Origin of the sequence: Pseudomonas sp. A6 (assembly GCF_052367875.1) — a bacterium.
Lineage (GTDB): Bacteria > Pseudomonadota > Gammaproteobacteria > Pseudomonadales > Pseudomonadaceae > Pseudomonas > Pseudomonas citronellolis.
In genome coordinates, this window is record NZ_CP198970.1 from 5,783,332 (window position 1) to 5,806,603 (window position 23,272).

Annotated in this window: 25 protein-coding genes; 1 reads left to right on the forward strand and 24 read right to left on the reverse strand. The window is 66.1% G+C overall.

The window, feature by feature from the left end; genetic code table 11:
* Positions 1 to 61: 61 nt before the first annotated feature.
* The 19 genes from der to trmJ form a co-directional block, all read right to left on the reverse strand.
* On the reverse strand, positions 62 to 1,546 hold the full coding sequence (gene der, locus ACTWJ5_RS25385) for a ribosome biogenesis GTPase Der (protein WP_074978963.1): 1,485 nt from the start codon (positions 1,544 to 1,546) through the stop codon (positions 62 to 64).
* Between the two features lie 86 nt (positions 1,547 to 1,632).
* Positions 1,633 to 2,775, reverse strand: coding sequence for an outer membrane protein assembly factor BamB (gene bamB, locus ACTWJ5_RS25390; RefSeq protein WP_009616177.1), 1,143 nt, complete (start codon positions 2,773 to 2,775; stop codon positions 1,633 to 1,635).
* Between the two features lies 1 nt (position 2,776).
* A complete protein-coding gene (locus ACTWJ5_RS25395; RefSeq protein WP_074978967.1) occupies positions 2,777 to 3,421 on the reverse strand; it encodes a YfgM family protein in 645 nt (214 codons plus the stop codon).
* 26 nt (positions 3,422 to 3,447) lie between these two features.
* The gene (hisS, locus tag ACTWJ5_RS25400; RefSeq protein ID WP_074978970.1) at positions 3,448 to 4,737 is read right to left on the reverse strand and encodes a histidine--tRNA ligase; all 1,290 of its coding nucleotides are present in this window, start codon (positions 4,735 to 4,737) and stop codon (positions 3,448 to 3,450) included.
* An 18-nt stretch (positions 4,738 to 4,755) separates the two neighbouring features.
* Entirely contained in the window at positions 4,756 to 5,868 is a 1,113-nt protein-coding gene (gene ispG / locus ACTWJ5_RS25405; protein ID WP_009616174.1) for a flavodoxin-dependent (E)-4-hydroxy-3-methylbut-2-enyl-diphosphate synthase, read from the reverse strand.
* 2 nt (positions 5,869 to 5,870) lie between these two features.
* Entirely contained in the window at positions 5,871 to 6,905 is a 1,035-nt protein-coding gene (locus ACTWJ5_RS25410; protein ID WP_116422909.1) for a helix-turn-helix domain-containing protein, read from the reverse strand.
* Positions 6,902 to 7,657 (reverse strand): type IV pilus biogenesis/stability protein PilW, encoded by a 756-nt coding sequence (pilW, locus tag ACTWJ5_RS25415; protein ID WP_009616172.1) that lies wholly within the window; start codon positions 7,655 to 7,657, stop codon positions 6,902 to 6,904. Before pilW ends, ACTWJ5_RS25410 begins: the two co-directional genes overlap by 4 nt.
* An 18-nt stretch (positions 7,658 to 7,675) precedes the next feature.
* Positions 7,676 to 8,818: a 23S rRNA (adenine(2503)-C(2))-methyltransferase RlmN gene (rlmN, locus tag ACTWJ5_RS25420; protein WP_116423180.1), complete on the reverse strand. Its 1,143-nt coding sequence runs from the start codon at positions 8,816 to 8,818 to the stop codon at positions 7,676 to 7,678.
* A 27-nt stretch (positions 8,819 to 8,845) separates the two neighbouring features.
* Positions 8,846 to 9,277, reverse strand: coding sequence for a nucleoside-diphosphate kinase (ndk, locus tag ACTWJ5_RS25425; protein ID WP_074978975.1), 432 nt, complete (start codon positions 9,275 to 9,277; stop codon positions 8,846 to 8,848).
* 356 nt (positions 9,278 to 9,633) lie between these two features.
* The gene (gene iscX, locus ACTWJ5_RS25430) at positions 9,634 to 9,834 is read right to left on the reverse strand and encodes a Fe-S cluster assembly protein IscX (RefSeq protein ID WP_253389851.1); all 201 of its coding nucleotides are present in this window, start codon (positions 9,832 to 9,834) and stop codon (positions 9,634 to 9,636) included.
* Between the two features lie 10 nt (positions 9,835 to 9,844).
* Positions 9,845 to 10,183 carry an ISC system 2Fe-2S type ferredoxin gene (gene fdx, locus ACTWJ5_RS25435; protein ID WP_009616168.1) on the reverse strand — a complete coding sequence of 113 codons (339 nt, stop codon included), beginning with the start codon at positions 10,181 to 10,183 and terminating at the stop codon, positions 9,845 to 9,847.
* Between the two features lie 6 nt (positions 10,184 to 10,189).
* Positions 10,190 to 12,049, reverse strand: coding sequence for a Fe-S protein assembly chaperone HscA (gene hscA, locus ACTWJ5_RS25440; RefSeq protein ID WP_116422908.1), 1,860 nt, complete (start codon positions 12,047 to 12,049; stop codon positions 10,190 to 10,192).
* Between the two features lie 45 nt (positions 12,050 to 12,094).
* Positions 12,095 to 12,616: a co-chaperone HscB gene (gene hscB, locus ACTWJ5_RS25445; protein WP_043273029.1), complete on the reverse strand. Its 522-nt coding sequence runs from the start codon at positions 12,614 to 12,616 to the stop codon at positions 12,095 to 12,097.
* A gap of 7 nt (positions 12,617 to 12,623) precedes the next feature.
* Positions 12,624 to 12,947 carry an iron-sulfur cluster assembly protein IscA gene (iscA, locus tag ACTWJ5_RS25450; RefSeq protein WP_009616165.1) on the reverse strand — a complete coding sequence of 108 codons (324 nt, stop codon included), beginning with the start codon at positions 12,945 to 12,947 and terminating at the stop codon, positions 12,624 to 12,626.
* Between the two features lie 25 nt (positions 12,948 to 12,972).
* Complete coding sequence (iscU, locus tag ACTWJ5_RS25455; protein WP_074978984.1) at positions 12,973 to 13,359, reverse strand: Fe-S cluster assembly scaffold IscU; 387 nt, start codon at positions 13,357 to 13,359, stop codon at positions 12,973 to 12,975.
* A 28-nt stretch (positions 13,360 to 13,387) separates the two neighbouring features.
* A complete protein-coding gene (locus tag ACTWJ5_RS25460; RefSeq protein ID WP_009616163.1) occupies positions 13,388 to 14,602 on the reverse strand; it encodes an IscS subfamily cysteine desulfurase in 1,215 nt (404 codons plus the stop codon).
* Positions 14,603 to 14,630: 28 nt separating this feature from the next.
* Complete coding sequence (gene iscR / locus ACTWJ5_RS25465; protein ID WP_009616162.1) at positions 14,631 to 15,128, reverse strand: Fe-S cluster assembly transcriptional regulator IscR; 498 nt, start codon at positions 15,126 to 15,128, stop codon at positions 14,631 to 14,633.
* Positions 15,129 to 15,267: 139 nt separating this feature from the next.
* A complete protein-coding gene (gene cysE / locus ACTWJ5_RS25470) occupies positions 15,268 to 16,044 on the reverse strand; it encodes a serine O-acetyltransferase (protein ID WP_009616161.1) in 777 nt (258 codons plus the stop codon).
* Positions 16,037 to 16,816, reverse strand: a complete 780-nt coding sequence (gene trmJ, locus ACTWJ5_RS25475; RefSeq protein ID WP_074978989.1) for a tRNA (cytosine(32)/uridine(32)-2'-O)-methyltransferase TrmJ — start codon at positions 16,814 to 16,816, stop codon at positions 16,037 to 16,039. Before trmJ ends, cysE begins: the two co-directional genes overlap by 8 nt.
* A gap of 152 nt (positions 16,817 to 16,968) precedes the next feature.
* On the opposite strand from trmJ, the gene suhB reads away from it, so the two are divergent.
* Positions 16,969 to 17,784 (forward strand): type III secretion system regulator SuhB, encoded by an 816-nt coding sequence (gene suhB / locus ACTWJ5_RS25480; protein WP_009616159.1) that lies wholly within the window; start codon positions 16,969 to 16,971, stop codon positions 17,782 to 17,784.
* 398 nt (positions 17,785 to 18,182) lie between these two features.
* Here suhB and ACTWJ5_RS25485 read toward each other — a convergent pair whose 3' ends face one another.
* From ACTWJ5_RS25485 to tgt, 5 genes are all read right to left on the reverse strand, one after another.
* Entirely contained in the window at positions 18,183 to 18,719 is a 537-nt protein-coding gene (locus ACTWJ5_RS25485; protein WP_444436790.1) for a glycine zipper 2TM domain-containing protein, read from the reverse strand.
* 182 nt (positions 18,720 to 18,901) lie between these two features.
* Positions 18,902 to 19,819 carry a protein translocase subunit SecF gene (secF, locus tag ACTWJ5_RS25490; protein WP_009616157.1) on the reverse strand — a complete coding sequence of 306 codons (918 nt, stop codon included), beginning with the start codon at positions 19,817 to 19,819 and terminating at the stop codon, positions 18,902 to 18,904.
* Positions 19,820 to 19,832: 13 nt separating this feature from the next.
* Positions 19,833 to 21,695 (reverse strand): protein translocase subunit SecD, encoded by a 1,863-nt coding sequence (secD, locus tag ACTWJ5_RS25495; RefSeq protein WP_253389853.1) that lies wholly within the window; start codon positions 21,693 to 21,695, stop codon positions 19,833 to 19,835.
* 66 nt (positions 21,696 to 21,761) lie between these two features.
* Positions 21,762 to 22,103, reverse strand: coding sequence for a preprotein translocase subunit YajC (gene yajC, locus ACTWJ5_RS25500; RefSeq protein ID WP_074978993.1), 342 nt, complete (start codon positions 22,101 to 22,103; stop codon positions 21,762 to 21,764).
* Between the two features lie 39 nt (positions 22,104 to 22,142).
* A complete protein-coding gene (gene tgt / locus ACTWJ5_RS25505; RefSeq protein ID WP_134163504.1) occupies positions 22,143 to 23,261 on the reverse strand; it encodes a tRNA guanosine(34) transglycosylase Tgt in 1,119 nt (372 codons plus the stop codon).
* Positions 23,262 to 23,272 lie beyond the last annotated feature (11 nt).

Genomic DNA, 23,272 nt, shown 5'->3' on the forward strand with positions numbered 1-23,272 from the left:
AAGACTCTCGTTCGTCCAGCCTCCAGCGCTCTTTTCGGCTCTCGCTCTTCTCGTCTCTTTATCAACGCTTGTCTTTCTTCTTTTTTTCGGCCTTCTTGTGGTGCGACATCAGCCGGCGCTTCTTGTTGACCTGGCGCTCGGTGAGCTGGGTCTTCTTGCCTTCGAAGGGGTTGTCGCCGCCCTTGTATTCGATGCGGATCGGCGTGCCGACCAGCTTGAGCACGCGCCGGTAGGTCTTCTCCAGATAGCGGGTGTAGGCCTTGGGCACCGCTTCGGTCTGGTTGCCGTGGACCACGATCAGCGGCGGGTTGGCGCCGCCCAGGTGAGCGTAGCGCAGCTTGATGCGGCGGCCGTTGACCATCGGCGGCTGGTGCGTCTGCACCGCGTCCTCGAGGATCTGCGTCAGCTTGCTGGTGGGCCAGCGGGTGACGGCGGAGCGGAACGACTCCTGCACCGACTTGTACAGGTGGCCCACGCCGGTGCCATGCAGCGCCGAGATGAAGTGGATGTCGGCGAAGTCGACGAACAGCAGGCGGCGCTCCAGCTCGGTCTTGACGTAGTCGCGCTCGCCCGACTCCATGCCGTCCCACTTGTTCAGCGCGATGACCAGCGCGCGGCCGGTCTCCAGCACGAAGCCGAGCAGGTTGAGGTCGTGCTCGACCACGCCCTCGCGGGCGTCCATCACGAAGATCACCACGTTGGCGTCCTGGATGGCCTGGAGGGTCTTCACCACCGAGAACTTCTCCACCGCCTCGAAGATCTTGCCGCGGCGGCGCACGCCGGCGGTGTCGATCAGGGTGTACTTCTCTTCGTTGCGCTCGAAGGGGATGTAGATGCTGTCGCGGGTGGTGCCGGCCTGGTCGTAGACGATCACCCGCTCCTCGCCGAGCATGCGGTTGACCAGGGTCGACTTGCCGACGTTGGGGCGGCCGATGATGGCGATCTTGATGCCATCCTTCTCGCTCGGGCCGGGGATGCGCTTGGCTTCCTCGCCCTCGGCGACTTCTTCCAGCTCGTCCGGCAGGTCGTTGTCTTCCGGCGCCTCGGGCTCGGGCTGGAACATCTCGCCCAGGGCCGTCTGCAGCATGTGGGTGATGCCGCGGCCGTGGGCGGCGGCGATGGTCAGGGCGTCGCCCAGGCCCAGCGGGCTGAATTCGGCGCGGGCGATGTCCGGATCGACGGTGTCGATCTTGTTGGCCACCAGGTAGCTGCGCTTGTTCCGCTTGCGCAGGTGCTCGGCGATCATCTCGTCGGCGGCGGTCAGGCCCGCGCGCGCGTCGACCATGAACAGCACCGCATCGGCTTCCTCGATCGCCTGCATCGACTGCTCGGCCATCTTGGCGTCGATGCCTTCCTCGTCACCGGTGATGCCGCCGGTATCGATGACGATGAATTTCTTGCCCTGCCACTTGGCCTCGCCGTACTGGCGATCGCGGGTCAGGCCGGCGTACTCGGCGACGATGGCGTCGCGAGTCTTGGTCAGGCGGTTGAACAGGGTGGACTTGCCGACGTTCGGGCGGCCCACCAGGGCGATTACGGGAACCATGCGGCTCTCCAGGAAATTTCAGGAATTCGTAAAAAACACGCCGGCCGCTGTCGTCATCCAACAGCGGCCGGCAGGTAGAACATAGCTTAGCGAATGGTGAAGGCGACCAGCTTTCCGCTGTTGCCGTACACGTACATCCACCGGTCGACCACCAGCGGGCGCACGCGCACGCCGTCGCCGTCGACCTTCTCGCGGCCGACGAAGCGGCCGTCCACCTGGCTCAGCAGGTGCACGTAGCCTTCCAGGTCGCCCACCACCACGTTGCTGGAAAACACCGCCGGGGCCGACAGTTGGCGGCGCGCCAGGGCGTCGTTGCTCCACAGCGAGGACGAGCTGCGGCCGTCCAGGGCTTCCACGGTGCCGCTGGCATCGCTGACGTAGACGCTGCCGATGCCTTCGGCGACGCCGGCGTAGCTGGAGGCCTCGCGCTGCCAGATCACCCGGCCGCTGGCCAGGTCGAGGGCGGCGGCGCGGCCCTGGTAGCTGGCAACGTAGATCACGTTGTCGACCAGGGTCAGGCCGCCGTCGATGTCCACCACGCGGTCCAGTTCGGAACGGCCCTGGGGCACGGCGACGCGGGTTTCCCAGATCGGCAGGCCACGCTGCACGTCCACCGCCACCACCTTGCCGCTGGCCAGGCCGGCGATGGCCATGCGCCCGGCGATGATGGGGGCGCCGGTGCCGCGCAGGGTCAGCACGGGCACGGTGTTCTCGTACACCCAGCGCTGGTTGCCGGTGCTGGCGTCGAGGGCGATCAGCTTGTCGTCCTGGGTCTGCACGATCACCACGTCGCCGTCGGTGGCCGGCGCCGCCAACACTTCGCTGGGCACGCGGGTACGCCACTTCTGCTCGCCGTTGGCGGCGTCCAAGGCGATGACGTCGCCCTTCAGGGTGCCGACCAGCACCAGGCCGCCGCCGACGCCGACACCGCCGGAGATCGGCAGGTCGAGGTCCTGTTTCCAGAGCACGTCGCCGTTCTCGCGCTGCATGGCCATGACGCGGCCTTCGGCGGAAGCGGCATAGATGCTGGAGCCGTCCACGGCCGGCTGCAGCAGTTCGTAGAGGTCGCCCTGGCCGTCGCCGACCGAGCGGCTCCACTGCTTGTCCAGGCGCACCTCTTCCTTGAAGTCGGTGAGTTCCGCCGGCGGCAGTTCCTTCTTGCTGTTGCTGCTGCAACCGACCGCGAGCAGGGTCAGCGCCAGCAGCGCCGCATGTTTCCAGCGCAGCATGTCAGGCACCTCCCTTGGCGAGGTCGTCGAGTTTCACCTGCAGGGCGCCAGCGGCGGCCTCTTCGGGCAGGGCGGCCTTGGCCTTCTCGTAGGCGCTGCGGGCGTCGTCGGTGCGCTTGAGCTGCACCAGCAGGTCGCCCTTGAGTTCTTCGCGGCTGGAGAGGTAGGCCTTGTCGGCGTCGCCTTCGAGCAGCTTCAGGCCGTCCTCGGCCTTGCCCTGGGCAGCCAGGACACGGGCCAGGCGCTGGCGGGCCAGCTCGCCGAGGGTGGCGTCAACCGGCTTGTCGACCACGGATTTCAGCTCGCTGGCGGCATCGTCCAGCTTGCCGGCGTCCACCGCCACCTTGGCGACGAACAGGCGGCCGTACTGGGCGTAGTGGGTACCGCCGTACTCGCTGGTCAGCTTGTTGGCCAGCTCGGCGACGCGCGCGGTGTCCGGCTGGCCGGAGGGCGTCAGCGAGGCTTCGACCAGTTGCTGGTAGAGGATGGAGGCGTTCTGCGACTGGTTGGCCTGGTACTTCTTCCAGGCCTGCCAGCCGAACACCACCACCAGCGCCAGGGCGGCCCCGGTGAGCAGGGGCATGCCGTTGCGCTGCCACCAGTCCTTGAGATCCGCCAGTTGTTCTTCTTCGGTACGCGTGGTCACCCCAATACTCCTAATCCGCTCGATTCTCAGGCCCGCTGGATGCAGGCTGCCAGGTGCTCGGGCAGAGCCTCCCAGGCTATGTTCTGTTGCTCACCCTCGCCACGCAGGGGCTTGAAACCTACCACGCGCGCGGCCAGTTCGTCGTCACCCAGGATCAGGGCGAATTGGGCACCGCTCTTGTCGGCCTTCTTGAACTGGCTCTTGAAGCTGCCGGCGCCGGCGTTGAGCAGCAGGCGGATGCCGGGAACGGCGTCGCGCAGCTTCTCGGCCAGGCTCAGGGCGGCCAGTTCGGCCGGCTCGCCGAAGGCGCAGACGTAGACGTCGGCCGGGCGCTTCAGCTCGGCGGGCACCACGCCCAGGGTCTCCAGCAGCAGCACCAGGCGTTCCACGCCCATGGCGAAGCCCACGCCCGGCGTCGGCTTGCCGCCGAACTGGCTGACCAGGCCGTCGTAGCGGCCCCCGCCGCAGACGGTGCCCTGGGCGCCGAGCTTGTCGGTGACCCATTCGAAGGCGGTGCGGCAGTAGTAGTCCAGGCCGCGCACCAGCTTCTGGTTGATCTCGTAGCGCAGGCCGACCGCGTCCAGGCGGGCCTTCAGGCCCTCGAAGTGGGCGATCGACTCTTCGTCCAGGTAGTCGTGCAGGGTCGGCGCGCCAACCAGCAGCGCCTGGGTGCTTTCCACCTTGCTGTCGAGGATGCGCAGCGGGTTGGTGGTCATGCGCCGCTGACTGTCTTCGTCGAGCTGCTCGAAGCGTTCCTGCAGGTAGGCCACCAGCGCTTCGCGGTAGCGCGCGCGGGCCTCGCTGGAGCCCAGGGTGTTGAGCTGCAGGGTCACGGCGTCGGCCATGCCCAGCTTCTGCCACAGGCGCCAGGTGAGGATGATCAGCTCGGCGTCGATGTCCGGCCCCGGCAGGTTGAAGACTTCCACGCCAATCTGGTGGAACTGGCGGTAGCGGCCCTTCTGCGGCTTCTCGTAGCGGAACATCGGCCCGGTATACCAGAGCTTCTGCACCTGGCCGCCGCCGGTCAGACCGTGTTCGAGCATGGCCCGCACGGTGCCCGCTGTGCCTTCGGGGCGCAGCGTCAGCGACTCCTCGTTGCGGTCGAGGAAGGTGTACATCTCCTTGTCGACCACGTCGGTGCCTTCGCCGATGCCGCGGGCGAAGAGCTCGGTGAACTCCATGATCGGCAGGCGGATTTCGCTGTAGCCGTATTCTTCCAGCAGGCCGGCGAAGGTGTTTTCCAGGTAGCGCCATACCGGGGTCTGGTCCGGCAGGATGTCGTTCATGCCACGAATGGCTTGCAGGGACTTGCTCACATGTTGTCCTTGTTGCGGTCAGCCGCGCACGATCAGGGCGGCGTCGGCTTCGGCCTTGGCGGCCGCTTTTTCGCGGATCAGCCGTTCCAGCTCATCCACCAGGTTTTCGTTCTGCAGCTTCTGCGCCGGCTTGCCGTCGATGTAGACGAGGTTGTTCGGCGTGCCGCCGGTGAGGCCGATGTGGGCCTCCTTGGCCTCGCCCGGGCCGTTGACCACGCAGCCGATCACGGCCACGTCCATCGGCACCAGCAGGTCTTCGAGGCGGCCTTCGAGCTCGTTCATGGTCTTGACCACGTCGAAGTTCTGCCGCGAGCAGCTCGGGCAGGCGATGAAGTTGATGCCGCGCGAGCGCAGGTGCAGGGACTTGAGGATGTCGAAACCGACCTTGATCTCTTCCACCGGGTCCGCGGCCAGGGAGATGCGGATGGTGTCGCCAATGCCCTCGGCCAGCAGCATGCCCAGGCCCACCGCGGACTTCACGGTGCCCGAACGCAGGCCCCCGGCCTCGGTGATGCCCAGGTGCAGCGGCTGCTCGATTTCCTTGGCCAGCAGGCGGTAGGCCGCCACGGCCATGAACACGTCGGAGGCCTTCACGCTGACCTTGAAGTTCTGGAAGTCCAGGCGCTGGAGATGCTCGACGTGGCGCATGGCCGATTCCAGCAGGGCCTCGGGGGTCGGCTCGCCGTATTTCTTCTGCAGGTCCTTCTCCAGCGAACCGGCGTTGACGCCGATGCGGATCGGGATGTTCTTGTCGCGGGCCGCGTCCACCACCGCCTTGACGCGGTCCTCGCGGCCGATGTTGCCGGGGTTGATGCGCAGGCAGTCGACGCCCAGCTCGGCCACGCGCAGGGCGATCTTGTAGTCGAAGTGGATGTCGGCCACCAGCGGCACGCGGACCTGCTGCTTGATCTTGCCGAAGGCCTCGGCCGCGTCCATGTCCGGCACCGAGACGCGCACGATGTCCGCGCCGGCGTCTTCCAGGCGGCGGATCTGCGCGACGGTGGCGGCCACGTCCAGCGTATCGGTGTTGGTCATGCTCTGTACGGCGATGGGCGCGTCACCGCCCACCGGCACCGAGCCGACCCAGATCTTGCGGGACTGGCGGCGTTTGATCGGAGAAGCGCAATGCATCTTTAGTTACCACCCAACTTCATGCGTGCCGTCTCGCCGCGGGAATAGGGCGAAACGTCGACCGGCTGGCCGTTGTAGCTGACCTGGGCGCCGCGGGCGAAGCCCAGGCGCAACTCCAGGGGAACCTTGGCGGCGACTTCCATGGAGTCGCCCTTGCGCTTGAGCGCGCTGACCAGGACCTTGCCGTCGGCGTCGGTGACCTGGGTCCAGCAGTCGGCGATGAACTGCACCTTGACCACGCCCTGGCCGGCCGAAGCCACCACCGGAGCGGCAGCCGGAGCAACAGGTTCGGCAGCGGGCGCAGCCGGGACCGCCGGGACAACCGGAGCGACCGGAGTCGCAGGCACGGCATCGGTGTTGGTGGCCGGTACGGCGGGAGCAGTCGGCGCTGCAGGGGCGGCCACTTGGGGCGCGGTCTCGGCCGGGTTGGCTGGGGCCTCGGCATTCTGTTCGGGCTCGGCGGCGCCGCTGTCGCCAGCCGGTTCGCTCGGCGCGCTGGCCTTATCCTCGGCGACGGCCTGGTCTTCGGGCTCGTCGAGGCTGTGCACTTCGGTGGTGCCGTCGGCGCTCTCGACCTCGACGTGCTCCAGGTTCAGGCCGCTGTTCTCGGCGACGTTGCGCCCGGCGCGCTCCTGCCACCAGAAGTAGCCGAAGCCCACCAGCAGGGCCAGCAGCAGCAGGCTGAACAGGCGCAGCAGGTTGCGCGACAGGCGCATCGGCTCGGCCACCCGGCCGAGGCTCTGCACGTTGCTGCCGGTGGCGTCGGTGCCGGTGTACTGGTCGAAGGCGGTGACCATCTGCGCCTGGTCCATGCCCAGCAGCTTGGCGTAGGCACGCACGTAGCCGCGGGCGAAGGTGTGGCCCGGCAGCTTGTCGAAATTGCCCAGCTCCAGCTGGCGCAGGGAATTCTCGGTGAGGTTCAGTTGACCGGCCACCTGCGAGGTCGACCAGCCCCTGCTCTCGCGCGCCTGGCGCAAGGCCTCACCCGGATTGGCGCGGCTCGTGCTGGCGACTTCTGGCTGCGACGTCTTCATCATTTCTCTGCCTGGTATGCCTGGTATTCGGGGGATGCGGGATACAGGCGCTTGAGCTGCAGGCCGTAGCTGGCGGCGGTGTCCTTGTCGTCAAAGACCCTGGCCAGCCGCACGCCCAGCAGCAGGCTCTTGGCGTTCTGCTGTCCCTGCTTCAGGTATTCGTTGTAGTAGTCGCGCGCCGGCACGTACTGGCGATCGTCATAGGACAGCTGCGACATTTCCAGCAAGGCGCTGGGCTGCCGGCGGTTCAGGCGCAGGGCCTTTTCGAAGTACTGCTTGGCCTGCTCGCGCTGCTTCAGCTGGAGGCTGACCAGGCCGAGGTTCTCGAAGACCCGCGAGCGCTCCGGGTAGAGGCTGTCCTCGGCGGCCTTCTGGAAGGCATTGGTGGCCTCGTCGTAGCGCTTCTGTTCGTACAGGAAGCTGCCGTAGTTGTTCCAGATGCGCGCATCCGAGCGCGAGGACAATGCCTTGCGGTATTCCTGCTCGGACAGCTTGGGCTCCATTTCCTGCTGGTAGACCAGGGCCAGCGCAGCGTGGGCGTCGGCGCTCGAGGAGTCCAGCTCCAGGGCCTGGCGCAGCGGCACCTTGGCCTGCTCGGTATTGCCGTTCTGCAGGTAGCCGATGGCCAGCTGGATGTAGGCGTCGCGGGCCTCTTCACGGCCCTTGGCGGTGCTCAGGGGATCCTGCTTCCCAGACGTCACGCAACCCGCCAGCAGGCTGGCCAGGAACACGAACAGCGCGGCGCGCAAGGTCATCGGAATCCTCCCTCGAGATCAGTTTCGATTGGCGGGCGCCTTCTCGGCGTCGGCCGCCAGCTGGCGTACGGCGATGTAGCGTTCGCTGCGACGGGTACGGTCCATCACCTGGCCGACCAGTTGGCCGCAGGCGGCGTCGATGTCGTCGCCGCGGGTGGTGCGCACGGTGACGTTGAAGCCGCCCTTGTGCAGCATGTCCTGGAAACGGCGGATCGAGTTGTTGCTCGGCCGCTCGTAACCGGAATGGGGGAACGGATTAAACGGAATCAGGTTGATCTTGCAAGGAATTTCCTTGAGCAATGCGATCATCTGCTCAGCGTGCTCGGGCTGGTCGTTGACGTCCTTGAGCAGGGTGTACTCGACGGTCAGCACGCGCTCCTTGCCCAGGCGGGTGATGTAGCGCTGGCAGGCGTCCAGCAGCACCGCCAGGGGATACTTCTTGTTGATCGGCACCAGTTGGTTGCGCAGCTCGTCGTTGGGCGCGTGCAGCGACAGCGCCAGGGACACGTCGGTGACTTCGCCGAGCTTGTCGATCATCGGCACCACGCCGGAGGTGGACAGCGTCACCTTGCGCTTGGAGATGCCGTAGCCGAAGTCCTCCATCATGATGCTCATGGCGGTGACGACGTTGTCGAAGTTCAGCAGCGGCTCGCCCATGCCCATCATCACCACGTTGGTGATGGCGCGGTCGATCTTGCCGGGCACGGTGCCGAAGGATTTGTTGGCGAGCCACACCTGGCCGATGATCTCGGCGGAGGTCAGGTCGCTGTTGAAGCCCTGCTTGCCGGTGGAGCAGAAGCTGCAATCCAGGGCGCAGCCGGCCTGGGACGACACGCACAGGGTGCCGCGGCCGTTCTGCGGGATGTACACGGTCTCGACGCAGCTGCCGGACGCCACGCGCACCACCCACTTGCGGGTGCCGTCGCTGGAGATGTCCTGGCTGACCACTTCGGGGCCGCGGATCTCGGCACAGGCCTTGAGCTTTTCGCGCAAGGCCTTGCCGACATTGGTCATGGCGTCGAAATCCTCGGCGCCAAAGTGGTGAATCCATTGCATCACCTGGCCGGCGCGGAAGCGCTTTTCACCGATGGACTCGAAGAATTCCTCGAGCTGGGGCTTGGTCATGCCCAGCAGGTTGGCCTTTGCAGCGGTATCAGTCATGGATTCACCCTCGCCCATTCGCCTGGATCAGCGAATGCGCTCGCACACCTCGGTGCTGGAGAAGAAGTAGGCGATTTCGCGGGCAGCCGAAGCTTCCGAGTCGGAACCGTGAACGGCGTTTTCGTCGATGGAAACGGCGAAATCGGCGCGGATGGTGCCAGCGTCGGCTTTCTTCGGATCGGTGGCGCCCATCAGCTCACGGTTTTTCAGGATGGCGTCTTCGCCTTCCAGAACCTGAACGACGACCGGGCCGGAAGTCATGAAGGCAACCAGGTCCTTGAAGAAGGGACGCTCTTTGTGCTCGGCGTAGAAGCCGCCGGCTTCGCGCTCGGACAGCTGGACCATCTTGGAAGCGACGACGCGCAGACCGGCCTTCTCGAAGCGGGTCAGGATTTCGCCGATGACGTTCTTGGCGACGGCGTCGGGCTTGATGATGGAGAAGGTACGTTGCAGGGCCATTTGGAATAACTCCGAAAAGCAAGGTTGGTAATGCCGAGAAGCCCCTGGGGCGACCCCAGGAGCTTCTGTGATTCAGGGTGAGCCGCGCGACAGCGGCAGCCTCTGGCTGGCACGCACGGGGCCGGTACACGCTCGGCGTTCCGGCAGGCGCCGGCAGGTACCGCGGGGAACCTGACCGAACACCTAAAGATAAAACCCGCGAATTATACGCGGGTTCGGGGAAAAGCATAAGTGCAGCTGCAAGCGGCAGGCGAAAGCGAAAGACCTGTAGGAGCGAGCTTGCTCGCGAACCCGGGCCGCGGGAGCAGAAGCGGTTCGCGAGCAAGCTCGCTCCTACGAAAGGCCGGGTCGAGCCTTCAGTCCGCCTCTTCGATCCAGGCGCCCTGGATGGCTTCCAGGACCTTCTCGCCGCCGCGCGACGGGTCGTCGCTGAATTCCGGCAGGCCGACCACCCAGTTGTGCAGGTCGACGAAGTTGACGTAGCGCGGGTCCACGTCGGGATGGCTATCGGCCAGCTGGATGGCGATTTCCAGCACATCGGTCCATTTCAGGCTCATGTCCGCTCCCTCAATGACCTTCGGAAACCTGGTTGATGGTGTATTTCGGAATCTCCACCACCAGGTCCTCGTCCGCCACCACCGCCTGGCAGGACAGGCGCGAATCCGGCTCCAGGCCCCAGGCCTTGTCCAGCATGTCGTCTTCCAGCTCGTCGGACGGCTCCATGGAGTTGAAGCCCTCGCGCACGATCACGTGGCAGGTGGTGCAGGCGCAGGACATCTCGCAGGCGTGCTCGATATCGATGCCGTTACGCAGCGCAGCCTTGAGGATGGTCTCGCCCGGCTGGGCCTCGACCACCGCGCCCTCCGGGCAATGCTCGGGGTGGGGCAGAAATACGATCTGCGGCATCTTCGCTTATTCCTCGATTTCGTTGAGCCGGCGACCGGCCAGGGCGGCCTTGACGGAAGCGTCCATCCGTCGCGCGGCGAAGGCGTCGGTCACCTGGGACAGACGCTTGATCTGTTGCTCGATGGCGGCGGTATCGCTACCGGCGGCCAGTTCGCGCAGGGTATCCATGCTGGCTTCGATGGCCAGCCGCTCGTCGGCGTCCAGCAGGCGCTCGCCATCGGCGTCCAGCGCCGAGCGCACGGCTTCGAGCAGGCGCTCGGCCTCGACCTGCTGCTCGCGCAGCGCGCGGGCGTTCATGTCATCGCCGGCGTACTGGAAGGAGTCCTGCAGCATGCGGGCGATCTCGCCGTCGGTCAGGCCGTAGGACGGCTTGACCTGGATGCTCGCCTCGACGCCGGAGCTCATCTCACGGGCGGACACCGCCAGCAGGCCGTCGGCGTCCACCTGGAAGCTGACGCGGATCTTCGCCGCGCCGGCCACCATCGGCGGGATGCCGCGCAGCTCGAAGCGAGCCAGGGATCGGCAGTCCTTGACCAGTTCGCGCTCGCCCTGCAGCACGTGGATCATCATGGCCGTCTGGCCATCCTTGTAGGTGGTGAACTCCTGGGCGCGGGCCACCGGGATGGTGGTGTTGCGCGGAATCACCTTCTCCATCAGCCCGCCCATGGTCTCGAGGCCCAGGGACAGCGGGATGACGTCCAGCAGCAACAGCTCTTCGCCGCGCTTGTTGCCGGCCAGGGCGTCGGCCTGGATGGCGGCGCCGATGGCCACCACCTGGTCGGGGTCGATATCCACTAGCGGCTCGCGGCCGAACAGCTCGCCCACCGCCTGGCGCACGCGCGGCACGCGGGTGGAGCCGCCGACCATGACCACCGCGCCGATGTCTTCCAGCTCGATGCCGGAATCACGCACGGCGCGGCGGCAGGCCTTGAGGCTGCGGGCGACGAAGGGTTCGATCAGGGCGTCCAGCTGGCTGCGGTCCAGCTTGCCGCGCCAGTCGCCATAGGCGACTTCGACGCTTTCGTTGAGGGTCAGGGCTTCCTTTGCCGCGCAGGCGGCCTGCAGCAGTTGGCGCTGGCTGCCCGGGTCGAGGTCGTCGGAAACGCCGGCCTGCTGGATGATCCAACTGGCGATGGCATGGTCGAAGTCGTCGCCGCCCAGGGCGCTGTCGCCGCCGGTGGCCAGGACCTCGAAGACGCCGCGGGTCAGGCGCAGGATGGAAATGTCGAAGGTACCGCCGCCCAGGTCATAGATGGCCACCACGCCCTCGGCGTTCTTGTCCAGGCCGTAGGCGACCGCCGCGGCGGTGGGCTCGTTGAGCAGGCGCAGCACGTGCAGGCCGGCCAGGCGCGCGGCGTCCTTGGTGGCCTGGCGCTGGGCGTCGTCGAAATACGCCGGCACCGTGATCACCGCGCCGACCAGCTCACCGCCCAGGGTGGCTTCGGCGCGCTGGCGCAGGCTGCGGAGGATTTCCGCGGAGACCTCGACCGGGCTTTTCGGGCCCTGCACGGTCTCGATGAACGGCATGTGCGACTCGCCCTGGGTGAAGCGGTAGGGCAACTGGCCACCGAGCTGCTTCACATCCTCCAGGCCGCGGCCCATCAGGCGCTTGACCGAGATGATGGAGTTCAGCGGGTCGGCGGAGGCGCCGCGCTTGACCGACTCGCCGACCTCGACGCGGTCGGCCAGGTAACGCACCGCCGACGGCAGGATCAGGCGCCCCTCGGCATCGGCCAGGGGTGCGGCGACGCCGCTGCGTACGGCGGCGACCAGGGAATTGGTGGTGCCCAGGTCGATGCCCACGGCCAGCCGGCGCTGGTGCGGCTGAGGGGTTTGTCCGGGCTCGGCGATCTGCAATAGGACCATGCGGCTTCTAATCAGGCGTAACGGGCGCGGCACGAGCCGCGCGGATTAATCGTCGAGTCGCTCTTCGAGCTGGCGCACTTCCTGCGCCAGCTTGTCGAGAAACTGCATGCGGCGCACCAGGCGCTCGGCTTGCTCGCGGCGCGCGGCGTCGTCCCAGCAATCGGCGAAGCTGTCCTCCAGCTGCTGCTGTGCAGCCTTCAGGCGGCGCTTGAAGGCGGCTACGCCATCCAGGTCGGCGCTGTCCTGCAGGTCTTCCAGCTCCTCGCGCAACTGCATCTGCTGCAGGAGAAACTCCGGGTCCTGCACCGTGGCTTCCAGCGGCAGCGCCTGGCCACGCAGGGACAGCAGGTACAGCGCCCGGCGCGGCGCGCTCTTCAGAGTCTGGTAGGCGTCGTTCAGCTCGGCGGCGCGCTCCAGCGCCACGCGCTGCTCGCGCTCGGAAGCATCGGCGAAGCGGTCCGGGTGGACGCTGCGGACCAACTCACGGTAACGCTGGCCGAGGGCATCCAGATCGAGGCGGAAAGCCGGCTGCAGGTCGAAGAGCGCGAAGTGACAAGGACTACCCACGCCGGCCTCAGACGTTGAAGCTTTCGCCGCAGCCGCACTCGCCACGAACGTTCGGGTTGTTGAACTTGAAGCCCTCGTTGAGGCCTTCCTTGGTGAAGTCCAACTCGGTGCCGTCGAGGTAGACCAGGCTCTTCGGGTCGATGATGACCTTCACGCCGTGGCTCTCGTAGACCAGGTCCTCGGGCGCCAGCTCATCGACGAACTCGAGCACGTAGGCCAGGCCGGAACACCCGGTGGTGCGCACGCCAAGACGAATGCCCTCGCCCTTGCCGCGCCCCTCGAGGGAGCGCTGGACATGCTTGGCGGCGGCTTCGGTCATGCTGATGGCCATGGGAACTCCTTACTCAACTGAGCGGTTAGAGCAGACCCTTCTTCTGCTTGTAGTCGCGCACGGCCGCCTTGATGGCGTCCTCGGCGAGCACCGAGCAGTGGATCTTCACCGGCGGCAGGGCCAGTTCTTCGGCGATGGTGGTGTTCTTGATGGCTTCGGCCTCGTCCAGGGTCTTGCCCTTCATCCACTCGGTGGCGAGGGAGCTGGAGGCGATGGCCGAACCGCAGCCGTAGGTCTTGAACTTGGCGTCTTCGATCACGCCCTGCTCGTTGACCTTGATCTGCAGGCGCATCACGTCGCCGCAGGCCGGCGCGCCGACCATGCCGGTGCCGACATCGGGATCCTCGGCGTCGAGCTTGCCGACGTTGCGCGGGTTTTCGTAGTGGTCGATGACCTTGTCACTGTATGCCATGGCTAATCCTCACTTTCTATGGGGCGGGTCAGTGGGCCTGCCATTCGACCTTGGACAGGTCGACGCCCTCTTTGAACATGTCCCACAGCGGCGAGAGCTCGCGCAGCTTGGAAACGGCTTGCCCCACGATACCGGCGGCGTAATCGACCTCTTCCTCGGTGGTGAAGCGGCCGAAGGTGAAACGGATGGAACTGTGCGCCAGCTCGTCGTTGCGGCCCAGGGCGCGCAGCACGTAGGACGGCTCCAGGGAGGCGGAGGTGCAGGCCGAACCGGAAGAGACCGCGAGGTCCTTCAGGGCCATGATCAGCGACTCGCCTTCCACGTAGTTGAAGCTCAGGTTCAGGTTGTGCGGCACGCGCTGGGTCAGGCTGCCGTTGACGTAGAGCTCTTCCAGGCCTTCGAGCTTGGCGAAGAAGCGGTCACGCAGGGCGCGGATGCGCTCGTTCTCGGCGTGCATTTCTTCCTTGGCGATGCGGAAGGCCTCGCCCATGCCGACGATCTGGTGGGTGGCCAGGGTGCCCGAGCGCATGCCGCGCTCGTGACCGCCGCCGTGCATCTGGGCTTCCAGGCGCACGCGCGGCTTGCGGCGCACGTACAGGGCGCCGATGCCCTTGGGACCGTAGGTCTTGTGGGCGGAGAAGGACATCAGGTCGACCTTGAGCTTGTCCAGGTCGATGTCGACCTTGCCGGTGGACTGCGCGGCGTCGACGTGGAACAGGATGCCGCGCGAGCGGGTCAGCTCGCCGATGGCGGCGATGTCGTTGATGGTGCCGATCTCGTTGTTCACGTGCATGATCGAGACCAGGATGGTGTCGTCACGCAGCGCCGCCTCGACCATGGCCGGGGTGATCAGGCCTTCCTCGGTGGGGTCGAGGTAGGTCACCTCGAAGCCTTCGCGCTCCAGCTGGCGGGTGGTGTCCAGCACCGCCTTGTGCTCGATCTTCGAGGTGACGATGTGCTTGCCCTTGCTGCCGTAGAAGTGCGCCACGCCTTTGATGGCGAGGTTGTCGGACTCGGTGGCGCCGGAGGTCCAGACGATCTCGCGGGGGTCGGCATTGACCAGCTCGGCGACCTGGCGGCGGGCGTTCTCCACAGCTTCCTCGGCCTTCCAGCCGAACACGTGGGAGCGCGAGGCCGGGTTGCCGAAGTTGCCGTCCACCAGCAGGCAGTCAGCCATCTTCTGAGCGACGCGCGGGTCCACCGGGGTGGTAGCGGAGTAGTCGAGGTAGATCGGCAATTTCATCAGGTAACTCCTACAGGCTGGCGCGCGCTCAATCGATGGCGGACGCTTCAATCTTATCGAGGCTCGGCCGTTTGCCGGTGCCTCCGCAACGACGCTCATCCTGCCGCTGCGCGACTTCCTGGACTTCTCGGCGCTCGACCAGGTCGGCGAGGCTGATGCCGCTGAGGAATTCGTGGATCTGCTGGCTGAGGTCGCACCAAAGGTGGTGAGTCAGGCAGGTGTCGCCGGAGTGGCAATCCCCCTGCCCCTGGCAGCGCGTGGCGTCGACCGATTCGTTGACCGCATCGATCACCTGGGCGACGTGGATGCCGGCCATGTCGCGGGACAGCTGGTAGCCGCCGCCGGGACCGCGCACGCTGGTCACCAGGTTGCCACGGCGCAACTTGGCGAACAGCTGTTCGAGATAGGACAGGGATATGCCCTGGCGCTCGGAAATGTCCGCCAGGGAAACCGGACCACGCTGGGCATGCAACGCCAGGTCGAGCATGGCGGTTACGGCATAGCGGCCTTTGGTGGTCAGACGCATGGAACATTCCCGAATGGATCACTGGACTGGCGAAAGGATGCCATTTCCGAGTATTTGAGTCAACTATAAGACCTATCAAATTACTCGGGATTAGCCAGCGAAGGGCGGCATAATGTAGCAGGAAATCGTTAGCGGCGCATCAATGCGCCGCCTTGCCCTCTTCATCCTTGACGCCGGCGAAGTCCTCTTCACGCAGCTCCGGCAGCTTTTTCGCACAATAGTCGCTACCCAGGGCCGTCAGCGCCTGGCACATGCCCTCCAGCCGGCCGTCGACCGCCTGCAGGTGGTCGAGCAACTGACCGATGGCGCGGGCCACCGGGTCGGGCATGTCCTGGCTGACGCCGTAGGCGTCGAAGCCGAGCTTCTCGGCCATGGCCTGGCGCTTGGCCTGCTGCTCGGCGTCGTCCTTCATGATGATGCGCCCGGGAATGCCGACCACGGTGGCGCCCGGCGGCACTTCCTTGGTGACCACGGCGTTGGAGCCCACTTTCGCCCCGGCGCCGACGGTGAACGGGCCGAGTACCTTGGCGCCGGCGCCGACCACCACGCCATCGGCCAGGGTCGGGTGGCGCTTGCCCTTGTTCCAGCTGGTGCCGCCAAGGGTCACGCCCTGGTAGAGGGTCACGTCGTCACCGATCTCGGCGGTCTCGCCGATGACGATACCCATGCCGTGGTCGATGAAGAAGCGCCGGCCGATCCTGGCGCCCGGGTGGATCTCGATGCCGGTCATCCAGCGGCCGAAGTTGGACACCAGGCGCGCCAGCCACTTCCAGCCGGAAGTCCACAGCAGGTGGGCCAGGCGGTGCAGCCACACGGCGTGCAGGCCGGGGTAGCAGGTGAGTACCTCGAAGGCATTGCGCGCTGCCGGGTCGCGATGGAATACGCTCTGGATATCTTCGCGCACACGCTCAAACATCATCTTCACTCCGCTTGCAGGCCGCGCCCTGCGCGACCTTCTGTGTTTCGGTGAGGATACCCCGGAGGATATTCATCTCCAGCTTGCTGACCCCGGCGCGGCCGTACAGGCGGCGCAGGCGCGACATCAGGTGCCGCGGCTTCTGCGGGTCGAGGAAGCCGATGTCGACCAGGGTGGACTCCAGGTGCGCGTAGAAGCGCTCCAGCTCGTCGGCGGTGACCGGCAGGCTGTTGAGCATGGCGGTGGTCTCCAGCTTCTCCTGCTTGGTCGGCTGGCCTTCGGCGGCCAGCCAGGCCATGCGCACCTCGTAGGCGAGCACCTGGACCGCCGTCGCCAGGTTCAGCGAGCTGAACTCGGGGTTGGCGGGAATGTGCACGTGGAACTGACATCGCTGCAATTCTTCGTTGGTCAAACCCGCGTACTCGCGGCCGAACACCAGGGCCACCTCGCCGCCCTGCTGGGCGTGCTGCAGGCTGGTGGTCGCGCACTCGCGGGGGTCGAGCAGCGGCCAGGGGATGCGCCGGTCACGGGCGCTGGTGCCGAGCACCAGGCTGCAGCCCACCAGGGCGTCTTCCAGGGTCGGCACCACCTGGGCGGCGTCGAGGATGTCGGTCGCCCCGGAGGCGCGGGCCACCGCCTCGCCGCTGGGGAAGTCCATGGGGTCGACCAGCACCAGGCGCGACAGGCCCATGTTCTTCATGGCCCGGGCGGTACCGCCGATATTGCCGGGATGACTGGTGTTCACCAGCACCACGCGAATTCTGTCGAGCAACCGAAGCTCTCCACACAAGCAGATACGAAAAGGAACGGAATCCTACCGCAGCGCTCGGTCTTGCGCCACGCAAGCGACAGGCCGCCCTATGAGCGCCACGGTTTTCTGGTACAATGTTCGGCTTTCTTTAACATCATCCAGGTGACCTCTCCATGCAGCCCATGCTGAACATCGCCCTGCGCGCGGCCCGCAGCGCCGGTGAACTGATCTTCCGCTCCATCGAACGCCTGGACACCCTCTCGGTCAACGAAAAAGACGCCAAGGACTACGTCACCGAAGTCGATCGCGCCGCCGAACTCAGCATCGTCACCGCCCTGCGCAAGGCCTACCCGAACCACGGCATCATGGGCGAGGAAGGCGGCTACCTCGAGGGCAGCGGCGAAGGCGCCGACTACCTGTGGATCATCGACCCGCTGGACGGCACCACCAACTTCATCCACGGCGTCCCGCACTTCGCCGTCAGCATCGCCTGCAAGTACAAGGGCCGCCTGGAGCACGCCGTGGTCCTCGACCCGGTGCGCCAGGAAGAATTCACCGCCAGCCGCGGCCGCGGCGCCGCGCTGAACGGCCGCCGCCTGCGGGTGAGCAACCGCAAGAGCCTGGAAGGCGCCCTGCTGGGCACCGGCTTCCCGTTCCGCGACAGCCAACTGGACCATCTGGACGCCTACCTGGGCATGTTCCGCAGCCTGGTCGGCCAGACCGCCGGCATCCGCCGCGCCGGCGCCGCCAGCCTGGACCTGGCCTACGTCGCGGCCGGCCGCTTCGACGCCTTCTGGGAGTTCGGCCTGTCCGAGTGGGACATGGCTGCGGGCGCCCTGCTGGTGCAGGAAGCCGGCGGCCTGGTGAGCGACTTCACCGGCAGCCACGAATTCCTCGAGAAGGGCCACATCGTCGCCGGCAACACCAAGTGCTTCAAGGCGCTGCTGACCAGCATCCAGCCGCACCTGCCGCCGTCGTTCAAGCGCTGAGCGCCAGCGGAATGAAAAAGCCCGGCCATGTGCCGGGCTTTTTGTTGGGCGCATCCAGCGAGTCCTCCGGCAAGCTCAACTCCCCGTAGGATGGGTTGAGCGAAGCGATACCCATCACCATGGCCCGATGGGTATCGCAAGCTCAACCCATCCTACGAAAGCACCTCGGCACAGCCCCCTGTAGGAGCGGACCTTGTCCGCGATAGCCGGAGGTATCGGCGCGATTCGCGGATAAGATCCGCTCCTACGCTATGGGCGGCACGGATTCTCGTAGGAGCGAGCTTGCTCGCGAACAGACTCCGCTACGAGGCTCATTCGCGAGCAAGCTCGCTCCTACAAAGAGCTTCTGCCGGAAACGAAAAAGGCGCCCCGCGGGGCGCCTTCTCGTGCTTCGATGCTTACTGCTGGCTGAGGATCAACCGGCCGCTCTTGTCCACCGGGATCTGGCTGCCCGGGTCGCGGTCCATGCGCACCTGGCCGGCCTTGCCGTCGAGCATGTACTTGACGTCGTAGCCCACCACTTTCTCGCTGGCGTCGTTCACGGTGCTGCAGCGGGTTTCGGTGGTGGTGTAGGTGTCACGCTCCTGCATGCCTTCCTGCACCTTGTTGCCGGCGTAGCCGCCGCCAACCGCACCGGCCACGGTGGCGATCTTCTTGCCATTGCCGCCGCCGATCTGGTTGCCCAGCAGGCCGCCGGCGATGGCGCCGATGGCGGTGCCGACGATCTGGTGCTGGTCCTTGACCGGGCGCTGGTGGGTGACCGCCACGTCCTTGCAGACCTGGCGCGGAGTCTTGATGGTCTCCTTGACCGGCTGGACGGCGACCACCTCGGCATACTCGGGGCCGCGGTCCACCAGGCTGTACGTGGCCACCGCTCCACCCGCCGTAACGCCGACTGCGCCCAACACGGTACCGATGAGCAACGACTTGTTCACATAGACCTCCTGGCTTTCCTTTCATACGGGCACCTGCCCTTGTCCTTGCCTTGGAGCAGGGAATTCTTAGGAAAGTTCCGACATTCCTTCACGATGCGCCACTGCATGCCGACACACGGCCGGATCGCGCACAAAGAAAAACTCCCGCCGGAGCGGGAGTTTCGAAGGACGGCAGGACGGCCTCAGGGGCGGTCGTCGACTTCCTTGGCCTGCGGCGGGATCAGGTCCTCGGCCGAGAGCTTCAGCCAGATCAGCACCACGTCGGCGATGTAGATCGACGAGTAGGTGCCGGCCAGCACGCCGACGAACAGCGCGATGGAGAAGCCGAACAGGTTGTCGCCGGCGAAGAACAGCAGCGCGGCGATGGCCAGCAGGGTGGAGATCGAGGTGGCCAGGGTCCGCAGCAGGGTCTGGCTGGTCGAGATGTTGATGTTCTCGATCAGGCTGGCCTTGCGCAGCACGCGGAAGTTCTCGCGCACCCGGTCGAAGATCACGATGGTGTCGTTCAGCGAGTAGCCCACCACCGCCAGCACCGCGGCGAGCACGGTCAGGTCGAAGGTGATCTGGAAGAACGACAGCACGCCCATCACGATGATGGCGTCGTGGATCAGCGAGAGAATGGCGCCCACGGCGAACTTCCACTGGAAGCGGAAGCCGACGTAGATGAGGATGCCGCCCAGGGCCAGGAGCATGCCCAGGCCGCCCTGGTCGCGCAGTTCCTCGCCGACCTGCGGGCCGACGTATTCCACGCGCTTGAGGCTGGCCGGGTTCTGGGTGTCGGCCTGCTGCAGCGCCGCGGCGACCTTCTTGCCCAGCTCCGGGTCTTCGCTGGGCATGCGCACCAGCACGTCCCTGGTGTCGCCGAAGCTCTGCACCACGGCCTCGGCATAGCCGGCCTTGACCAGCTCGTCGCGGACCTTGCCCAGGTCGGCCGGCTGCTGGTAGTTCAGCTCGATGAGGGTGCCACCGGTGAAGTCCAGGCCGAAGTTGATGCCCTTGGTGATCCAGCTGCCGAGGGCGATCAGGGTGAGGACCAGGGTGGCGGCGAACGCGATGTTGCGCACGCCCATGAAGTTGATGGTACCGATCTTGATATTCATCTCATGATCCCCCTTAGATCCACAGCTTCTTGAAGTCACGCCCGCCGAAGATCAGGTTGACCATTGCGCGGGTGACCATGATGGCCGTGAACATCGAGGTGAGAATGCCCAGCGACATGGTCACGGCGAAGCCCTTCACCGGGCCGGTGCCCATGGCGTAGAGGATGCCGCCGACCAGCAGCGAGGTCAGGTTGGCGTCGACGATGGCGGTGAAGGCGCGGTTGAAGCCTTCGTGGATGGCGCGCTGCACCGACATGCCGCCGGCCAGTTCCTCGCGTATCCGCGAGAAGATCAGCACGTTGGCGTCCACCGCCATGCCCATGGTCAGCACGATACCGGCGATGCCCGGCAGCGTCAGGGTCGCGCCGAGGATCGACATCAGCGCCACCAGCAGGACCATGTTGAAGCCCAGGGCGACGGTGGCGATCACGCCGAAGAAGCGGTAGATGACGATGATGAACAGCGACACGAACACCATGCCCCACAGCGAGGCGTCGATGCCCTTGGCGATGTTGTCCGCACCCAGGCTCGGGCCGATGGTGCGTTCCTCGGCGAAGTACATCGGCGCGGCCAGGCCGCCGGCGCGCAGCAGCAGGGCCAGTTCCGAGGACTCGCCCGGGCCGTCGAGGCCGGTGATGCGGAACTGGTTGCCCAGGGCCGACTGGATGGTCGCCAGGCTGATGATCTTCTTCTCTTCCTTGAAGGCCGGGACGGCGACTTCCTGCTCGACGCCGTCGACCACCTGCTTGGTGTAGCGGGTGATCGGCTTCTGCTCGATGAACACCACGGCCATGCTGCGGCCGACGTTGTTGCGGGTGGCGCGGTTCATCAGCTCGCCGCCGTGGCCGTCGAGGCGGATGTTCACCTGCGGGCGGCCGTTCTCGTCGAAGCTGGCGCTGGCGTCGGTGACCTGGTCGCCGGTGATGATCACGCTGCGCTCCAGGGCCACCGGCGGGCGGCGCGGCTCGCGGAACTCGAAGGTCTCGGTGGCCGACTTGATGGCGTCGGGCTCGGCGGCCAGGCGGAATTCCAGGTTGGCGGTCTTGCCGAGGATGCGCTTGGCTTCGGCGGTGTCCTGCACGCCCGGCAGCTCGACCACGATGCGGTTGGCGCCCTGGCGCTGCACCAGCGGCTCGGACACGCCCAGCTCGTTGACGCGGTTGCGCACGGTGGTGAGGTTCTGCTTGATCGAGTATTCGCGGATCTCGGCGAGCTTGGCCGCGGTCATGGCCAGGCGCAGCACCTGCATGCCGTTGCGCGAATCCTGGGTCACCTCGAAGTCGCGGTAGTCCTTGGCGATCAGCGCCTTGGCCTTGTCCAGCGATTCGTCGTCGGTGAAGCCCAGCTGGATGGCGCGGTCCTGCACCGGCAGGCTGCGGTAGCGCAGGCGCTCCTTGCGCAGGGCGCTCTTGATCTCGCTCTCGTAGACGTTCAGACGGGCGTCGACGGCCTTGTCCATGTCCACTTCGAGGAGGAAGTGCACGCCGCCGGAAAGGTCGAGACCCAGCTTCATCGGGTGGGCGGCGATGTTGCGCAGCCAGTTCGGGGTGGTCTGCGCCAGGTTCAGGGCGACCACGTAGTCGTCGCCCAGGGCGCGACGCACGATGTCCTTGGCGGGAAGCTGGTCTTCCTGCTTGACCAGGCGGATCAGGCCGCTGTTCTTGCCGAGGCTGCCCGCCTTGACGGCGATGCCGGCGTCGGTCAGCGCCTTGCTGGCCTTGTCGATGTCGGCCTGGGTGATCTGCAGCGCGCTACTGGCGCCGCTGACCTGCACGGCCGGATCGTCCGGGTAGAGGTTGGGTGCGGAATAGATGAAGCCGACGGCAAGCACCGCCAGGATCAGCAGGTATTTCCACAGTGGATATTTGTTGAGCATTGGTACCGCCCGTTATGACGCGGGGCGCTTCATGCGCCCCGTCTATTGGTTTTCTTTGCCTGGAACTCAGATGGCCTTGAGCGTGCCTTTCGGCAGGGTCGCGGCGATGGCGCCCTTCTGGAACTTCAGCTCGACGTTGTCGGCGACCTCGACGACCACGAAGTCCTCGGCGACTTTCAGCACCTTGCCGGCGATACCGGCGGAAGTGACGACTTCGTCACCCTTCTGCAGGTTGGACAGGAGGCTCTTGTGCTCCTTGTTACGCTTGGCCTGCGGACGCCAGATCATCAGGTAGAAGATGACCAGGAAGCCGACCAGGAAGACCCACTCAAAACCAGTGCCCATCGGGCCTGCGGCGGCCGCGGGAGCAGCGGCGTCGGCGTAGGCGGCGGGAATCAGAAAGCTCATCGGATACTCCTGTCTCTATATTCTTTTGGAAAATCGGGATCAATCGCCCAACGGCGGCGTCGGAAGGCCGCGTTTGGCATAGAAGGCGTCGACAAAGGCGGCCAATGTACCCTGTTGGATTGCCTCGCGCAAACCAGCCATAAGCCGCTGATAATGCCGCAAGTTATGGATGGTATTGAGCATGCTGCCGAGCATTTCCCCGCACTTGTCCAGGTGGTAGAGGTAGGCGCGGGAGAAGTGCTTGCAGGTGTAGCAATCGCAGGTCGGGTCCAGCGGCGATTCGTCGTGCTTGTGCACGGCGTTGCGGATCTTGATCACCCCGGTGTCGACGAACAGATGGCCGTTGCGCGCGTTGCGCGTGGGCATCACGCAGTCGAACATGTCGACGCCGCGGCGCACACCTTCCACGAGGTCCTCGGGTTTGCCCACCCCCATCAGGTAACGGGGTTTGTCGGCCGGCATGCGTGGCGGCAGGAAGTCCAGCACGCGGATCATCTCTTCCTTGGGCTCGCCCACCGACAGGCCGCCGATGGCCAGGCCGTCGAAGCCGATCTCCTGCAGGCCTTCCAGCGAGCGCATGCGCAGCTCTTCATGCATGCCGCCCTGGACGATGCCGAACAGCGCCGAGGGGCTGTCGCCATGGGCGATCTTCGAGCGCTTGGCCCAGCGCAGCGACAGTTCCATGGAACGCTTGGCCACGTCGAACTCGGCCGGATACGGGGTGCACTCGTCGAAGATCATCACGATGTCCGAACCCAGCGCGCGCTGCACCGCCATGGACTCCTCGGGGCCCATGAAGACCTTGGCGCCGTCCACCGGCGAGGCGAAGTACACGCCCTCTTCCTTGATCTTGCGCAGCGCGCCCAGGCTGAACACCTGGAAACCGCCGGAGTCGGTGAGGATCGGCCCCTGCCACTGCATGAAGTCGTGCAGGTCGCCATGCTTGCGGATCACCTCGGTGCCCGGGCGCAGCCACAGGTGGAAGGTGTTGCCGAGGATGATCTGCGCGCCTATGCCCTCGATGTCGCGCGGCAACATGCCCTTGACCGTGCCATAAGTGCCCACCGGCATGAACGCCGGGGTCTCGACCACCCCGCGGGGGAAGCTCAGGCGGCCGCGCCGGGCCTTGCCGTCGGTGGCCAGCAGTTCGAACTTCATGAAACTCATGG

Bases quoted from the DNA above. Each gene is read 5' to 3' on its own strand.
- der (WP_074978963.1), bottom strand. From the start codon at position 1,546: ATGGTTCCCGTAATCGCCCTGGTGGGCCGCCCGAACGTCGGCAAGTCC.
- bamB (WP_009616177.1), bottom strand. From the start codon at position 2,775: ATGCTGCGCTGGAAACATGCGGCGCTGCTGGCGCTGACCCTGCTCGCG.
- ispG (WP_009616174.1), bottom strand. From the start codon at position 5,868: ATGCATTGCGCTTCTCCGATCAAACGCCGCCAGTCCCGCAAGATCTGG.
- ACTWJ5_RS25410 (WP_116422909.1), bottom strand. From the start codon at position 6,905: ATGATGAAGACGTCGCAGCCAGAAGTCGCCAGCACGAGCCGCGCCAAT.
- pilW (WP_009616172.1), bottom strand. From the start codon at position 7,657: ATGACCTTGCGCGCCGCGCTGTTCGTGTTCCTGGCCAGCCTGCTGGCG.
- rlmN (WP_116423180.1), bottom strand. From the start codon at position 8,818: ATGACTGATACCGCTGCAAAGGCCAACCTGCTGGGCATGACCAAGCCC.
- ndk (WP_074978975.1), bottom strand. From the start codon at position 9,277: ATGGCCCTGCAACGTACCTTCTCCATCATCAAGCCCGACGCCGTCGCC.
- iscX (WP_253389851.1), bottom strand. From the start codon at position 9,834: ATGAGCCTGAAATGGACCGATGTGCTGGAAATCGCCATCCAGCTGGCC.
- fdx (WP_009616168.1), bottom strand. From the start codon at position 10,183: ATGCCGCAGATCGTATTTCTGCCCCACCCCGAGCATTGCCCGGAGGGC.
- hscA (WP_116422908.1), bottom strand. From the start codon at position 12,049: ATGGTCCTATTGCAGATCGCCGAGCCCGGACAAACCCCTCAGCCGCAC.
- iscA (WP_009616165.1), bottom strand. From the start codon at position 12,947: ATGGCCATCAGCATGACCGAAGCCGCCGCCAAGCATGTCCAGCGCTCC.
- iscU (WP_074978984.1), bottom strand. From the start codon at position 13,359: ATGGCATACAGTGACAAGGTCATCGACCACTACGAAAACCCGCGCAAC.
- ACTWJ5_RS25460 (WP_009616163.1), bottom strand. From the start codon at position 14,602: ATGAAATTGCCGATCTACCTCGACTACTCCGCTACCACCCCGGTGGAC.
- iscR (WP_009616162.1), bottom strand. From the start codon at position 15,128: ATGCGTCTGACCACCAAAGGCCGCTATGCCGTAACCGCCATGCTCGAC.
- cysE (WP_009616161.1), bottom strand. From the start codon at position 16,044: ATGTTTGAGCGTGTGCGCGAAGATATCCAGAGCGTATTCCATCGCGAC.
- suhB (WP_009616159.1), top strand. From the start codon at position 16,969: ATGCAGCCCATGCTGAACATCGCCCTGCGCGCGGCCCGCAGCGCCGGT.
- secF (WP_009616157.1), bottom strand. From the start codon at position 19,819: ATGAATATCAAGATCGGTACCATCAACTTCATGGGCGTGCGCAACATC.
- secD (WP_253389853.1), bottom strand. From the start codon at position 21,695: ATGCTCAACAAATATCCACTGTGGAAATACCTGCTGATCCTGGCGGTG.
- yajC (WP_074978993.1), bottom strand. From the start codon at position 22,103: ATGAGCTTTCTGATTCCCGCCGCCTACGCCGACGCCGCTGCTCCCGCG.
- tgt (WP_134163504.1), bottom strand. From the start codon at position 23,261: ATGAAGTTCGAACTGCTGGCCACCGACGGCAAGGCCCGGCGCGGCCGC.